The 14,999-nt window shown below is 43.4% G+C and carries 14 protein-coding genes and 1 tRNA gene; 8 read left to right on the top strand and 7 right to left on the bottom strand.

Features of this window, described 5'->3' with window-relative positions; genetic code table 11:
- Positions 1–146 precede the first annotated feature (146 nt).
- Entirely contained in the window at positions 147–368 is a 222-nt protein-coding gene (locus JNC77_RS13235; protein ID WP_374833270.1) for a DUF2842 domain-containing protein, read from the top strand.
- On the opposite strand, the gene JNC77_RS13230 is transcribed toward JNC77_RS13235, so the two are convergent.
- Complete coding sequence (locus JNC77_RS13230) at positions 322–1,374, bottom strand: tyrosine-protein kinase family protein (protein ID WP_374833268.1); 1,053 nt, start codon at positions 1,372–1,374, stop codon at positions 322–324. The two genes, JNC77_RS13235 and JNC77_RS13230, sit on opposite strands and share 47 nt — an antisense overlap.
- 279 nt (positions 1,375–1,653) lie before the next feature.
- Here JNC77_RS13230 and JNC77_RS13225 point away from each other — a divergent pair, with 279 nt between their 5' ends.
- Complete coding sequence (locus JNC77_RS13225) at positions 1,654–2,244, top strand: polysaccharide biosynthesis/export family protein (RefSeq protein WP_374833266.1); 591 nt, start codon at positions 1,654–1,656, stop codon at positions 2,242–2,244.
- A gap of 141 nt (positions 2,245–2,385) precedes the next feature.
- Positions 2,386–3,882 carry an undecaprenyl-phosphate glucose phosphotransferase gene (locus tag JNC77_RS13220; protein WP_374833264.1) on the top strand — a complete coding sequence of 499 codons (1,497 nt, stop codon included), beginning with the start codon at positions 2,386–2,388 and terminating at the stop codon, positions 3,880–3,882.
- A 65-nt stretch (positions 3,883–3,947) separates the two neighbouring features.
- Here the strand turns inward: JNC77_RS13220 and JNC77_RS13215 are convergent, their stop codons facing one another.
- Both JNC77_RS13215 and pcsA read right to left on the bottom strand, forming a co-directional pair.
- Positions 3,948–4,922: a quinone oxidoreductase family protein gene (locus JNC77_RS13215; RefSeq protein WP_374833338.1), complete on the bottom strand. Its 975-nt coding sequence runs from the start codon at positions 4,920–4,922 to the stop codon at positions 3,948–3,950.
- Positions 4,922–5,686, bottom strand: coding sequence for a phosphatidylcholine synthase (gene pcsA / locus JNC77_RS13210; RefSeq protein ID WP_374833262.1), 765 nt, complete (start codon positions 5,684–5,686; stop codon positions 4,922–4,924). Before pcsA ends, JNC77_RS13215 begins: the two co-directional genes overlap by 1 nt.
- Positions 5,687–5,913: 227 nt before the next feature.
- Between pcsA and JNC77_RS13205 the strand changes: the two genes are divergently transcribed.
- Positions 5,914–7,122 (top strand): UbiH/UbiF family hydroxylase, encoded by a 1,209-nt coding sequence (locus JNC77_RS13205; RefSeq protein ID WP_374833260.1) that lies wholly within the window; start codon positions 5,914–5,916, stop codon positions 7,120–7,122.
- A 78-nt stretch (positions 7,123–7,200) separates the two neighbouring features.
- Here the strand turns inward: JNC77_RS13205 and JNC77_RS13200 are convergent, their stop codons facing one another.
- A complete protein-coding gene (locus tag JNC77_RS13200; RefSeq protein WP_374833258.1) occupies positions 7,201–8,751 on the bottom strand; it encodes a DEAD/DEAH box helicase in 1,551 nt (516 codons plus the stop codon).
- Positions 8,752–9,059: 308 nt separating this feature from the next.
- Complete coding sequence (locus JNC77_RS13195) at positions 9,060–9,836, bottom strand: NAD kinase (RefSeq protein ID WP_374833256.1); 777 nt, start codon at positions 9,834–9,836, stop codon at positions 9,060–9,062.
- Positions 9,837–9,992: 156 nt separating this feature from the next.
- Between JNC77_RS13195 and JNC77_RS13190 the strand changes: the two genes are divergently transcribed.
- From JNC77_RS13190 to JNC77_RS13175, 4 genes are all read left to right on the top strand, one after another.
- A tRNA-Thr gene (locus JNC77_RS13190) sits at positions 9,993–10,068 on the top strand.
- Positions 10,069–10,579: 511 nt separating this feature from the next.
- The gene (locus JNC77_RS13185) at positions 10,580–10,846 is read left to right on the top strand and encodes a hypothetical protein (protein WP_374833254.1); all 267 of its coding nucleotides are present in this window, start codon (positions 10,580–10,582) and stop codon (positions 10,844–10,846) included.
- A 332-nt stretch (positions 10,847–11,178) separates the two neighbouring features.
- Positions 11,179–11,946, top strand: a complete 768-nt coding sequence (locus JNC77_RS13180; protein WP_374833252.1) for a hypothetical protein — start codon at positions 11,179–11,181, stop codon at positions 11,944–11,946.
- Between the two features lie 750 nt (positions 11,947–12,696).
- Positions 12,697–13,191 carry a DUF2165 family protein gene (locus JNC77_RS13175; RefSeq protein ID WP_374833250.1) on the top strand — a complete coding sequence of 165 codons (495 nt, stop codon included), beginning with the start codon at positions 12,697–12,699 and terminating at the stop codon, positions 13,189–13,191.
- Between the two features lie 76 nt (positions 13,192–13,267).
- Here the strand turns inward: JNC77_RS13175 and JNC77_RS13170 are convergent, their stop codons facing one another.
- Both JNC77_RS13170 and JNC77_RS13165 read right to left on the bottom strand, forming a co-directional pair.
- Positions 13,268–13,741 carry an OsmC family protein gene (locus JNC77_RS13170; protein ID WP_374833248.1) on the bottom strand — a complete coding sequence of 158 codons (474 nt, stop codon included), beginning with the start codon at positions 13,739–13,741 and terminating at the stop codon, positions 13,268–13,270.
- Between the two features lie 262 nt (positions 13,742–14,003).
- A complete protein-coding gene (locus tag JNC77_RS13165; protein ID WP_374833246.1) occupies positions 14,004–14,738 on the bottom strand; it encodes a GGDEF domain-containing protein in 735 nt (244 codons plus the stop codon).
- Positions 14,739–14,999: the final 261 nt, after the last annotated feature.

The raw sequence follows: 14,999 nt of genomic DNA, 5'->3' as shown, positions 1-14,999 counted from the left end.
TAAATGACAAATCAATCACGGGCTGACAAGTCAGCAACACGCGACAGATAGGCACGTCATTCATGATGAATCTGTACTCCGGAAATTACTATCATTATAAGCGGGCCACGTTATAATGAACTATAAAATTCTTCGGGAGAGAAACATTGCCAGTGCGTTTGAAAAAACTGATCGGAACTTTTTTGCTGGTTTCGCTGGTGATAATTTATGCATTACTGGCAACAATCATTGCGGTTGCCCATTTAGGTGATGCAAGTGTCTGGGTGCATTTGCTTTATTTTGCCATTACCGGTCTGCTGTGGATTATACCGGCTATGGGCATTATCTGGTGGATGGCGCAGCCGCCTCGCTCGCGTGCAGACGTATAAAAGATATATAGCCGTTTTGGGCTAAATCCTTTGCATGGTCTGAGATGATTTCGCGTTCACTATTATAAATGGTGAGCGCGATTTGCGTTTTATCGGTAATGAGAGCCGTAATATCTTCTGCCCATGATGGCCCGCATTCCAGTACCACACAATCATAAACTGTCTCGAGCGCACCAATGATAAGGCTCAAATCTTTTTCATTGAGCATTGCTTCAGACGGATTTGAAGAACCAAGTGGCATTACATGGGCGTCAGAATAATGATCGGCATGAATCGCATCGGCAAAGCGCACACGGCCAATTAGCAGATCGGTCAAACCAGCCTCATAATGACCATCAAGCATAGTAGCGCTGACGGCTCCCGTTCCGGTCATATCAACGAGAATTACACGTGAACCACGATCGGCAAGTTCACGCACCAATTCAAGGGTTACCACGGCACCGTCATCACCTTCGGCCGAGATTGTCACAATCCGGCTGATATCCAAATAATGCAATGCACGAGCAAAAGAATTGATCGTATAATCAATATCCATTTTATCGAATGTCGAGCCAAAATCAGATAGATTGATGCCACTTTGCAGCTTTGGTTTTTCTTCGCTCATCACATTATCTTCATCAGATTTTTTCACCAGTGATCCGTTTTGCAAAGACCCACGCAGCTCATCTTCAATCACATTTTTTTGTTCGATGAAAGGTGCAATCAGCGCTCGTCCGCTCATCAACTCCGACAAAATAACCATCGTGGCAATAAGCAAAAATCCACTAATACAACAAGCACTGATGATTTTAAACGATAAAACAGCATGCGAGCTGCCGGTTTTGAGGCTGGCTGCAATTAAAATATCCGGGTAAATCAAATAGCAGACAACCCAAGCAATCAGCCCCATGAGAGCCGCACTGCCAATAATCAGATATAAATTATGTAAGATGCTTTTAAAAAGAACGGTGCTGTCAATGTCAGCTTCTTTAAATGAAAAGCCTCTTTTCATGTCCTTACCGGACATCCCCTAACTCCACTGACGTCATACTCCCGATATTCGAGAGAAAATCTAATTAAACTTCATCACTTAAGCATTAACGTCAAACTGGCAAGAGACAAATTTTTATATGATTTTAAACGAATGAGTTGATTTTTATGATAAAATCAACATCATCCCACATTCTTTACTCTGCATTAACCTTAATTATTTGATAAAGGGTGTGAAGCTTTATGATAAATAATCGGGAATCGATGTTTCAAGCTATGTAAATTAACACAGGCTTGATACTCCTAAGGGGCAGTGATGTTTGGTCAGCTAAAATCAAATAATGGCAAAACAAAGTGTGCATTTCTTGCCATTGCTGCTGTTTGCCTCTCACTTAGCGGCTGCTCCGGCTATCGCCTTGCTCCCGATAGTTTCTACAAAGTACTCAATCAACCTTATATATTGGATGCCGGTGACCGCATTCGGGTCACTGTCTTCGAACAAAGTGATCTGACCAATACCTATAATGTGGATCCGGCCGGTTTTATTTCCTTCCCACTGATTGGTAATATTCCTGCCCGTGGCAAAACTTTGAAACAGCTAGAAGCAGAAATCAGCAATCATTTACGCAATGGCTATTTGCGCCAACCGAATGTCAGCGTTGAAATTGACCGTTATCGCCCTGTCTTCATTATGGGAGAAGTGGGGGCAGCCGGACAATATAGCTATGTGCCCGGTATGACTGCACAAAAGGCAATTGCGGCCGCTGGAGGCTTTAGCCCTCGCGCCAACCAAAGCGATATCGACATTACGCGTCAGATTAAGCAAGAAATCATTACAGGACGCGTGATGATTTCCGCACCTATTATGCCGGGTGACACAATTTATGTACGCGAGAGACTATTTTAACGTAAACATATCTAATATTTTTTGCAGTTGTTTTTCTGCCGTTCATACTGTTTTTAAATAAAAAATCACAGGATTTTTACACTATAGCATGTTAAAGCCTTAGGTTCTGATCTATCATTTTTCCGATGTGAGGCTTTCTGCGTGAGTGACAATACAAATGGCCAGTCAACGAACACCGAACCGGTGATCCTCAATCCGATGGCTGCGCAAGTTGCCGAGCAATACAGGAGCAATACTTATTCTCCTGTCATGTTTTGCGGTTTGACCCGTATTGCAGAATTTGCTGCCGTCACCATTGTCGGCCTTGCTTGCTTTTTCTTATATGTTGGATTTTCTTCCAAGGTCTGGTTTTATTATCCATTTGTCAGTCTTTGCGGGGCGGCATTTTATCTCGCTTTCATGGAAATCAATGATTGCTATCAGCTTTCGGCATTAAGAACACCGCTCAAACAAATCAGTCGTATGTTTATCGCTTGGGTTTCTGCATTTACAGTGCTGACGGCGGCTGCCTTTTTGCTCAAGGTTTCGGCAGATTTTTCGCGTGGCTGGTTTTTGCTTTGGTTCGTTTCTGGTTTTATTATCCTAACCTTGATGCGTGCAATTACCGCTTATAAAATCCGCTTATGGGTGCGTGATGGTACCATGGAACGGCGCGCCGTGATTGTCGGTGGTGGCGGTAATGCCGAGACATTGATCCGCTCTTTGGAAGCACAACCTGAAAATGATATCCGTATTTGCGGTATTTTTGATGACCGTGATAACCGACGTTCACCACCTATTGTGGCCGGTTACCCCAAGCTTGGCAATATATCCGAACTGGTTGAATTTGCCCGTATCGCCCATATTGATATGCTGATTGTATCGATACCCATTTCTGCCGAAGAGCGCGTCTTGTCGCTATTGAAAAAGCTGTGGGTACTGCCGGTTGATATCCGCTTATCTGCACATAATAACCACCTGCGTTTCCGCCCGCGCGCTTACTCCTATATCGGCAACCTGCCGATGCTCGATGTGTTCGACAAACCAATTACCGATTGGGATTCTGTCGCTAAACGGATTTTCGATATTGTTTTCAGCATTATCGGCATTATCATTTTTTCACCGATCATGTTGCTGACAGCCGTCGCGATCAAACTAGACAGTCGCGGCCCTGTGTTTTTCAAACAAAAGCGTCACGGCTTCAATAATGAAGTGATTGAGGTATGGAAATTCCGCTCAATGCATCATGAGCAAAGTGATTTCAACGCGAAAGTAACAGTTAGCCGCAATGATCCACGCATAACCCGTGTGGGGCGCTTTATCCGTAAATCATCCATTGATGAATTGCCGCAGTTTTTTAATGCGCTGGGCGGCTCACTGTCTCTGGTCGGCCCTCGCCCGCATGCGGTTTCTGCTATTTCGCACAATCTGCTTTATAATGAAGTGGTGGATGGCTATTTTGCTCGCCACCGCGTTAAACCAGGCGTGACTGGCTGGGCACAGATAAATGGCTGGCGCGGTGAAATTGATAATGCCGAAAAAATCCGTATGCGCACTGAATTCGATCTTTATTATATCGAAAACTGGTCACTATGGTTTGATCTGAAGATTTTGCTTCTAACCCCCATCCGGTTGCTCAATACGGAAAACGCCTATTAAAACGGATAATAAAAAAGCGGCTTTGATCATTCAAAGCCGCTTTTTTATAAATTATCATTCACGTTTTAAGGGATCAGGATTGTTCCGCCGGTGGTTTTGCGCCCCTCTAAATCCTCATGCGCCTGACGGGCATCTTTCAGTGCATAGGTTTGGTTGATATTGATTTTCACCACACCTTTAGCCACCACATCAAACAGATCCTGAGCCGTTCTTTCCAGCTCTTCACGCTTGGCGATATAATGGAAAAGTGTTGGACGAGTTACAAACAACGAACCTTTTTGTGACAAAAGCCCCAGATCAAATGGCGGAATAGAACCGGAGGACTGGCCGAAACTCACCAGCATGCCGCGGAATTTCAACACATCCAGCGAACCCATATAGGTATCTTTTCCGACGGAATCATAGACGACATCAACACCTGCACCATTGGTGATTTCTTTAACGCGCTCAATGAAATTTTCTGTATTATAATTGATGACATGATCAAAACCATGCGCAAGGGCAAAATTGGCTTTTTCTTCCGAACCGGCAGTACCGATAACGGTTGCGCCTAAATATTTTGCCCACTGCCCGGCAATCAAGCCCACACCACCGGCAGCGGCATGGAACAAAAGCGTAGTACCTTTTTGAACCTTAAAAGTCTGGCGCAGCAAATATTGCGCGGTCATGCCTTTGAGCATCATGCCAGCTGCTTGCTTCAAATCCACTTCATCCGGCACAATCACCAAACGGTCGGCTGCAACAATGCGTTCATCCGCATAAGAACCGGGAGAGCCGACATAAGCAACGCGGTCACCAACCTTTACATTCGTGACACCTTCACCGACAGAAACCACAATACCTGCACCTTCATTACCGGGGGTAAAGGGGAGCTTTTCTGCCTTGTAAAGGCCGGTACGGAAATACACATCAATGAAATTTACACCAACCGCGACATGACGAACTTTGGCTTCACCTGCTTGCGGCTCGCCGATTTCCACTGTTTGATATTTTAGTTCTTCCGCGCCACCCGTTTGCGATACGCTGATTGCATTGATCATCATATGCTACCCTTCAAACTTTTACCTGAACTACCAAGTTTTGGAAAAAACTGCATAATCGCACCGATGCAATACATATAAAGACCTGCAACGGAAATTGCTACACGCAGCCATAATGGTGCATCAAGCATGTAATAAAGTGCGGCGATCCCCAGCACACACCAGAGCAGGAAAATGCTCAAATTAAGCTTACGCAAGCGCACAACCCGCACTGGGTGCAGAAAGTAAATCGGCAGGAACGAGAGAATGGCCGAAACAACGACAATGCTGAAAGCGACCCATTCGCCCGGGCGCACGATAAACAGCGTGAAAACCACCATATTCCACACAACCGGAAAACCTTTAAAGAAGTTTTCGCGCGTTTTCATCCCCGTGTCGGCGTAATAAATCGCACTTGAGACAACGATAATGGCACCGGAAATGAAGGACAGATTTTGTCCCATAAAACCGCTTTGATAGAGCGCAAAAGCGGGAATTAAAACATAAGTCACATAGTCGATAATATTATCGAGCAATTCGCCCGACCAATTTGGCAGGACATATTTGACTTCGAGTTTGCGGGCAATTGGTCCGTCGATACCATCGACAAAGAGTGCCAAGCCTAACCACCAGAACATTGCTGTCCAGCGCCCATCGCTGGCGGCGACGATTGACAGGAATGCCAGAAACGAGCCGGATGCGGTGAGTAAGTGAACCGAAAAAGCCTTGGCCTGTGGTGCCGTAACTTTTTTCACTTTGATCTTATCTGCAAATTTGCTTTTCACGCTCTTAACCGTTTCTGTCTTTATCTCTTATAAGCTGCAATATCAGCATGAATTCAGATGGTTTTCTATCAGCCTTTGGCGATAGCATGCAAACCACAAAATAAAACTGCCATTAAATGCACGTTTTCTCTCATTAGCCTTTACACCGTTAAATGCTATAAAAGCCAGCAAGACTTATATTCTGTTGAGGAATCAACGAAAGCGTCTTCATATTGAGGATAAGTTTAATGGAACATGGCCAGACAAGAGATATTATAATCAATGGTGGCGGACCTGCCGGTATGATGGCAGCGTTAGCGCTAACAGGACGTGGCTATCATGTCACCCTGATCGGCCCTGAAACCGATAAAGATGACCGGCGCACGACTGCTTTGATGAATCCGGCAATTCAGTTTTTGGAAAGCATCCATGTCTGGGATGCAACTCGTCCCAAAGCTGCCGCTCTTTCTTCCATGCGTATTATTGATGGCACCAAACGCTTGGTGCGTAGTCCGACCGTCACCTTCAGAGCATCCGAGCTTGGTGAGGAAACCTTTGGTTTCAATATTCCAAACGCGCACCTCAATGAAAAGCTTAGTGAAGCAGTCGCAACTGATTCTCGTATTGAGCGCATTTATGCGATTGCAGAAAGTTTTATCTCCCATAAAGATCAAGTTGAACTGACCCTATCGGATGGTCAACTATTCAACACACGGCTTTTGATTGCCGCAGATGGCCGCAACTCAGGCGCCAGAGATGCTGCTGGTATCCACACACATAAATGGGCTTATCCGCAAACGGCGGTTGTTTTATGCTTCAGCCATGAACGCCCGCATGAAAATATCTCCACAGAATTTCATACCGAAACCGGCCCGTTCACTCAAGTTCCCCTCCAAGGCAATCGCTCCAGTTTGGTATGGGTCGTGGATCCGGCACAAGCAACCACACTTTTGACAATGAGTGCGGAGCAGCTTTCCCGTGAAATTGAAAAACGCATGCAATCCATGCTCGGCGGGGTGAGTGTGGAAACTGTTCCGCAAGCCTGGCCTCTTTCAGGACTGGTACCTCATGTTTTTGCCGCCAAGCGCACAATTTTAATTGGTGAGGCAGCGCATGTGTTTCCGCCAATCGGTGCACAAGGGCTTAATCTGGGTACGCGTGACATTGAAACCATCCTGATTGCCTTAAAAGCTGATATCAGCGATCCGGGCAATGATCGGGTTATCCGTCAATATGATCGTTTACGCCGCCCTGATATTTTGGCGCGCACCGGCTCGGTAGACGCTCTAAACCGTTCATTGCTGTCACCAATGTTGCCGGCACAGATTGCACGTAATCTGGGTTTGGAAATGTTGCGCAATTTCATGCCATTACGCTCATTCTTCATGCGTGAAGGTTTGCGTCCGGGCAGCGGCTTCAACAAGCTTTTGCCCGCCTTTTCGAAACGTAAAGCATAAATAAAGAACAGAAATAAAAAAGCCGGTCTAATGACCGGCTTTTTTTATTGGCAATCGGCTTTATTGATAATCAGATTATCAGTTTGAATGACTGTTACCGATATTGATTTCAATCAGCATGAATGCCGGAATATCATTACCGAAACCAATTGGAGACGGGAAATCATCATGGTCACGACGATGATTGTTACGACGATTTTGCTGATCGTTTTGAGTACGCATGCGGCGTTCTTCATTTAATGCACGGATCTGATCACGACGACTGCCGGCATCGGCTGCAACATTTTTATGCTGGCCTACAAAAATCGGCACATCATCAATAATCGGCTGGGCTGCCTTGCTCAAATCTTGCGGCATCTCTTCCGTCACGCGTGGCTCTTTTTCAATGGCACGCAGGTCTTTATCCGTATTATGCACTTTTTTAGATTTATTTTTATGATCACGACCGCGGCGATTACTGGTTTTTTCCTCGGTTTCATCAACCGCAGGCAAGGTGGACAAATCACCATCCAGCCATTCGATTTTTTGGTTGATCATCTCTTCAATCGCTGAAAGCGGTTTCAGATCGGCTTGTGTTACGACAGTAAAAGCTTTGCCCGAACGGCCTGCACGACCAGTACGGCCAATACGATGCACATAATCTTCTGCATGGATCGGCACATCAAAGTTGAACACATGGCTGACATCAGGAATATCAAGACCGCGGGCTGCCACATCGGAAGCCACCAAAAGCTTCAAACGACCTTCTTTGAAGTTACTCAGCATCATCGTACGCGAGCGCTGATCCATGTCGCCATGCAACGCACCGGCATCAAAACCATGTTTGACCAGTGAGCGGAACAGCTCGGAGACATCTTTTTTGCGATTACAGAAAATAATCGCATTTTTCAGATCAGCTTCTTCCGCATTAATAATATCACGCAAGGCTGCGCGCTTATCCCATGGCTTTTTGCCGGATTTGATCAGGCGCTGCGTTACTGTCTTTGCGGTTGAAGACGCTTTTTCCGTTTCAATCCGTACCGGTGAATGCAGGAATTGCTCGGTCAGCTTGGTAATTTCCGGCGGCATGGTGGCCGAGAAAAACAAGGTCTGACGGGTAAACGGAATAAGTTTACAAATACGTTCAATATCCGGAATAAAGCCCATATCCAGCATACGGTCAGCCTCATCAACAACGAGGATTTCCACGCCATTGAGAAGCAATTTACCGCGTTCAAAATGGTCAAGCATACGGCCGGGTGTTGCGATCAAGACATCGGCACCCCGTTCAAGCTTACGTTCCTGCTCTTCAAACGACACGCCACCGATGAGCAGAGCCACATTGAGACGGTGGTTGATACCGTATTTGATGAAGTTTTCTTCTACCTGTGCAGCCAGTTCACGGGTTGGCTCCAGAATAAGTGTGCGCGGCATACGGGCACGGGCACGACCTTTTTCGAGCAAGGTCAACATAGGTAAAACGAAAGAAGCAGTTTTACCTGTTCCTGTTTGTGCAATTCCCAACACATCTTTACGTTCAAGGGCTGGCGGAATAGTGCCTGCCTGAATGGGTGTTGGGGCTGTGTAGCCTGCCGTTTCTACAGCTGAAAGCACTTTCGGGGAAAGTCCGAGTTCGGCGAATGTTGTCAATGGAGGCTTAGCTCTCTTAGCTTGGGTTTAGTGATCATATTAATCTGAGTTAGCATTATAAAATGCTAAAAATGACAGAAAGAATATGCTTATAAATGTACAGACATTTATCTTTAGCTTTCCGTTAAAAGGAAGAACTGCAAAAGTCAACAAAAATGGCGTTTTTGTTGGATTTTGACCCGTCAATTCATGAATTTTGCTTAAATTTTAACCTGTAATGGCCGATTTAATATAAAAAACACAAATAAGACATTTGATCTCTCTCTTGATGAGATGAACAATTTATCTGCTCATTATACTGTGCGTCATCAATTATGCCGGAATTGCTCGGTCAAAATCCGTTCATCCCATGAATGGTTTTTATCAAACAGAATATTGATTTTGCTGTTACGGGCTTCACGGATCGTGACACTCAATACGGATTTGACTTCCTTATTATCCGCAACTGCATTCACGGGCCGCTTGTCTGCCTCCAATATATCAAAACGTACAGTCACATTTTTAGGTAAAAGTGCCCCGCCCCAACGGCGCGGTCGATAAGGGCTTACAGCCGTCATTGCCAAAAGCGGTGCTTCCAGTGGCAAAATCGGTCCCTGCGCCGACAAGTTATAAGCGGTGGAGCCCGCAGGCGTTGCCAGCATGACACCATCACAAACCAGCTCTTCCAGCCGCACTTTATCATCAATGGAAATCTGTACCTTTGCCGCCTGATACGATTGGCGGAACAAAGAAACTTCATTGATGGCCATTGCGACCACCTCGCCCCCGCTTGCCGCTTTGGCACGCATTCTTAAAGGCCGGATCGTTTCCAATTGTGCATCAGACAATCGTTCAGGCAGTTCCTCAACATGAAATTCATTCATCAAAAAACCAACAGAGCCGCGATTCATCCCATAGACCGGTTTTCCAGTATTCATAAAGTCGCGTAATGTCTGCAACATCAAACCATCACCACCAAGGGCGATAATCACATCTGCATCTTCTATTTTTACCTGACCATATCGTGCAACACACAAAGATTCGGCTTCAAGCGAATCTTTCGTGCCGGAAGAAATGAAATGATAGGTCTTAAATTCACGCGACATATGTTTTTACAGGCTCCGTAAGTGCCAAACTGTGGACGAGTTGGTGAGTTTATCCATAAAAAGGGGTAGCACAGCTAAAAAAACTTAGCCAGTCGACGTTTTTTTAGATTTTGGCCTTTACTCTTTGAATTAATATGCTATTTCAGCATCAAGGTTGCCCTTATAGCTCAGTTGGTAGAGCACCTGATTTGTAATCAGGGGGTCGCGAGTTCGAGTCTTGCTGGGGGCACCACTTTTCTCTTTAAATGTTGCATTAATATAATAATATTAGTCACTTAGCATTATGTGACAGTATTAAATCCTAAATTATCAAGTCTGAAATACCACTGATTTCATCGATGCTTTGGTTTTTCGCCCTTCACCTTTCACAAGCTATAAAAAAAACAGCGCCACTTAACAAGCGTGTTTGATTCGACCTGTTTGTGTGTAACCTTTAAAATAAAATTTGACTCTTATTTACATATAGAACAAATTGGGAACAAGTTTCCATAAGTGATAAATATACCTATTAATGGACATAGTTTTACAAAGCAGATTGCTTTGTTCTGATTTTGGATCGACTAAATGCGAATACCTGCCTGCTATTATCTGGAAAAACCAATAGTACAATTGATGGTCTTAATAATCGCTATTCCAGAACGCTTGCCAGCTTTGACGAATGGAAACCACCGCCAGATGAGCAATTCAGCGGCAAAATCGGTTATATCTGTATTCTGTCGCCTGACGATTTCCGGTGAAGTTAAATGACATCTTCTCCAAAAGGATGGAAAACCCGCTATAAGGCCAGCGACCTTGCAGATCATCAAAGGCTGGAGATGACCTGCAAAAAATGCGGCCGCCTTGTCTATATTAATAAAGCTATCATCAGCTCCATTAAAGGGCATGAACAACTTTATCTGGATGAAGTGGAGCAACGTGCGCGCTGTAAGGCGCAAGGTTGCCGTGGCTCAATGCGGATGGCGATGGTACGACTTGATGAGCTAAGCGGTTTTGTCGGCGGAATTGCATGAAAATCGGCAGTTTTTAACTTGACGCAGAGATATGACGCTTTTTGTAGAAAACACCATAAAAATGCTTGAAACTCCGATAGCGGATATCTTTTAGTCAATCATGTCAGCAAGAATTGCAATATTTCTTGTTTTTGATCATGATCAAGACCTGACATAATCGCTTTAAAGCAGACATAGCCGAGATACTGTTCGTTCATGTTATATAAAAAACAGACATTCCGGTGCCTTTACATCTGCGTATGTTATGAGCGAAACAATCCACAAACTATTAAAGATTCTTGCTCTAAAGATTACGACGTAATTTTTAAAATGTGAATGAGTGTACCTTCAGCATGGATAAACTAAAACAAAACTACCGCAATGCTCTGGAAAATGCTTTACGCGCGCAAGATCCGTCTACCGCTGATGCTATTGAAAAGGTTATCAATAACCTGCAATCGACAAATGAGAAAATGATTTCCAAAAAGGAAGCCACACTCTCAGCTGAAAAAATTGAAAAAATCCGCTCAGTATTTGATCAGGCTGCAAACGAATTCAGAAATGAACACAATAAAAAATCTGCAAGTTTTAAAGAGGTTTTTGAAAAGTCCGTTAAAGGTTTTGAAACAAAAATCTCTTTGCTGAAAGGTGTTATTATTGGCGTTGCGGCCACTGTGGCTACCGTTATTTTACTGAACGAAGTTAGCCTGATTTATATTTCGTTCAAAAATGATATCAAGGCACAGACAGAACTTTATAATAATTATACCAAGGAGAGAAATCTCGCTCGTCTTGCCAATGAATATTTAATTAAGGTCACAGATGAAATTAAAAACCTACAGGCTACCAAACCAGATGAGTTAACCAAAATTGCTGGTAAAAACTTTGTTTCACTGAATAAAATAGATGAAGCATTATTTAAAGCCCGACCTAAACAACTAGCGGGCTCAGAAAATATTATCGTACGTGCTGACAAAAAAGCTTATAAAGTCCTTATGAATTCAAACTTGTGCTCTGTTATAGCAATTGATCAACCCAAATTAGTGGATCCAAAACGCAAAAATAAAAAACGGACTTGCATGCATTTTGGTTACTGGAATGAAGCAGGTCAGAAATTGTAACGAATTAATCGACCTTAGTTGCGTTCGCGTACCCAGAGGTACCAACATATGCATTTGATTAATTGGGATAGTCAGTTGTGATCAACATTGAAAATGAGCATAATCCTTAATGTGGAAAATTTAAGAGAAACAGAAAACATCCTCTTAACACAACGGCAAAATTTGACCTTACGAGTCTTGGAGATGACTGCCATGGTCTGCCTGAAATGCAAGCACGACCATGAAACTACCATAATAACTAGTAATGATCTTCATAAAGCTGCCGGGCTTTCCGGTTTATTGGCATAATCAGCCTTCCTGCTCAATTGTGCAAAGCATCCGTGATCCTTACGCAAGTGCCGCATCAGCCAGTTTATCAAGGTTCCAAATAATGTCATCTGTTTGGGTGCCAATTAATGCAACCAAGACATAAGCCTATAAGGCAGAAAATCCGCCTGTCAGTTATTGTTTATTTCGTATCGATACTCTTTCAAGGCCAGAATTATCATCATTCAGATAGATTTCTTTGAACGGGATTAACTGTGTTCAACTTCTAATCCCCCTCAATAAATTTTGGTTTGATTGCCATCATAAAATAAACTTAGACAGGTTCACGCGCCCATTAACCTTAAAACTAAGTTATGATTGATGCTTTTTTTCACTGGATCTATAAAAAAGATGCAAACCGTGTTGAGGTTTTCGTATCGTACGCTTTCGGAATAGCGATTACTAACTCACGCCCTTTAACTTTCGTAGATACGGATTTATAAAATGGTTTTACGACTATCTAAAGCCCTTATGGTGCTGGCAATCGCATTCTTCGCTACACTTGTAGCTTTTGGAAATATCACCGATTACGGATCAAATTTTGCATTTGTGCATCATGTGTTCCTAATGGACACAATCTTCCCTGATGCAACAATCAAGTACCGTGCGATTGAAAGTGAATGGCTCCATCATACCGGCTACATAGGCATCATCACTCTTGAAACACTGACGGCTTTAATGTGCTGGATTGGTGGTTTTAAACTTTTGATTGCACGTAATGACAGCGCCGCATCGTTCAACGCTAAGAAGAACTGGGCAATTGCCGGTTTGACACTTGGCTTTTTGACATGGCAGGTTGCATTTATGTCTGTTGGTGGGGAATGGTTCGGCATGTGGATGTCGAAACAGTGGAATGGTGTTCCAGATGCATTCCGCTTCTTCATCACCATCATTACTGTTCTGATTTATCTTGTACAGCCTGATAAAGACCACGCATAATAGCAACAAGTATAATTATAAAACCGCCCCATCCCTGTCGGGCGGTTTTTTTTAACAAAATTAACGGCTCTGACAATCAGGCCACTTTACGCAACTCGATATTTTTCCATTCGCTTGAAAATTTGACACCACTTCCACGGAAAAGTTGTGTTATCGGGCAACGTCGTTCAACTTCATATGCGAAGGCTGCAAATTTCTCAGCGTCCAAATTGGTTTCAACTGTAATATCGAGATGGACATCAGAAAAATTAGAAACACCCTCTTCACCAAAGACCAGTACGCTATTATCAAGATGACTGTTGAGTTCAATCGACCACTCACCAAGCTTAATAGACGGATCTTGTGAAGCAATGATCTGAGACGTTACCTGCGTGCAGGAAGACAAAGCAGCAAGGGCATAATCAAGCGGGCTTGGCGCACTATTATCGCCGCCAAAGGCACTGTGGCCAACAACATCAATGGTGAGCGGAGTGCCATTAATCTCCAGTTTTTGCTTTACAACCGAACCTTTGCCAGTAAGTGAAAATGGTATTTTTGAACCTTTAGACATAGCCATCCCTTTTGATCGTTAAGGCAAGCTTTAGAAGGTTCGGCAAAAGCAAACAAGAAATACAAATTCTGCTATAATGTTATGATTAAATGCAATTTCCTTGACCGCATATATATGTAGTTTCTACAGCTCATTTTAATAGTTAGTGCCACTAATAAGAATAAGACTCGATCTTCTAAAGCTTAATTAGGCGCTTTTCTTATCCCGCTTAAAACGTAATTCCAGTCAAATACATTCGACTATATTCGACTATATTCCGTCTTCAACTCACTAATGGAATTTTTAAATTTCTCTCGCTCTTTTTACGGTAAAGCTTCTTATCTGATAAAGACATAACATCTTCGAAACTTTGGCCTGTTCTCACTGCAATATATCCGACAGAAACAGACAAACCCTGATCAACTTCCAGACGTTTTTTCTGCAACAGCTTGTCAGCTTGTTTGCTGATAAGTGCGACGGTATTATCAAGATTACTGCATGAAGCTTTCGGAATAAATGCGCAGAACTCATCACCACCGATACGAGCGATCAAACAATCAGGTGGGAGTACACTCTGCATAGCTTCTGCTACAGCAATCACTGCATCATCGCCAACGGGATGGCCATATTGATCATTGATATCTTTCAAATAGTCGATATCAGCAATTAAGAACCAGCCTCTCACACGAGCTATTGTCGCCGCCTTAAATTGCTCTATAAAACTTCGCCGATTAAGCAATCCGGTTAAGGGATCAACGTTAGCGAACAGAGCTAGCTCATTGGCTTGCTTGACTGCATTACGATACGATTCTTCTAATCGCTCCAAGCGTGAAAACCAGAATATTCCCAAAGGGACAGCAATAAGAAAAGGCAAACTTAAACGAACAATAATCGTAATTGTATCAGAGTTAGCACCTGTTAAATAACGAACAAATGTGGATATTGATATGGATGCAGCGGCAGCAATTACAGAAATTACTACTGTACGCTTCCAAACATATGTTGATGGTAATCGCAATCCCGCCCCCAAGATGAGAAACCATAATACGAAGAAACACCTAACTATGACATATGTATATATGTTACGTCCGCGTTTAAACCCTCAGCCGCACTACTCTTTAGTAGGAGTTTTTATACGTACGAAATGCTATTCGATGTATGGTCATATGACTTCAGCTGACCATCAATTTTTAAGAAGAATATTTCTTTCTCATCCCGCCACCATACGGGAAGTATTCTAAAAATGCTAAATATAATCAATGCTTTAATTTAGAATGGT

The organism is Paenochrobactrum pullorum (assembly GCF_041929845.1).
In the GTDB taxonomy this organism is placed as follows: domain Bacteria; phylum Pseudomonadota; class Alphaproteobacteria; order Rhizobiales; family Rhizobiaceae; genus Paenochrobactrum; species Paenochrobactrum pullorum.
This window is presented reverse-complemented; position numbering and strand designations above follow the sequence as displayed.

Coding starts and splice junctions, on each gene's coding strand:
- JNC77_RS13230 (WP_374833268.1), bottom strand. CDS start 1,374: ATGTCCGGTAAGGACATGAAAAGAGGCTTTTCATTTAAAGAAGCTGAC.
- JNC77_RS13225 (WP_374833266.1), top strand. CDS start 1,654: ATGTTTGGTCAGCTAAAATCAAATAATGGCAAAACAAAGTGTGCATTT.
- JNC77_RS13215 (WP_374833338.1), bottom strand. CDS start 4,922: ATGATCAATGCAATCAGCGTATCGCAAACGGGTGGCGCGGAAGAACTA.
- JNC77_RS13205 (WP_374833260.1), top strand. CDS start 5,914: ATGGAACATGGCCAGACAAGAGATATTATAATCAATGGTGGCGGACCT.
- JNC77_RS13195 (WP_374833256.1), bottom strand. CDS start 9,836: ATGTCGCGTGAATTTAAGACCTATCATTTCATTTCTTCCGGCACGAAA.
- JNC77_RS13185 (WP_374833254.1), top strand. CDS start 10,580: ATGACATCTTCTCCAAAAGGATGGAAAACCCGCTATAAGGCCAGCGAC.
- JNC77_RS13180 (WP_374833252.1), top strand. CDS start 11,179: ATGGATAAACTAAAACAAAACTACCGCAATGCTCTGGAAAATGCTTTA.
- JNC77_RS13175 (WP_374833250.1), top strand. CDS start 12,697: ATGGTTTTACGACTATCTAAAGCCCTTATGGTGCTGGCAATCGCATTC.
- JNC77_RS13170 (WP_374833248.1), bottom strand. CDS start 13,741: ATGTCTAAAGGTTCAAAAATACCATTTTCACTTACTGGCAAAGGTTCG.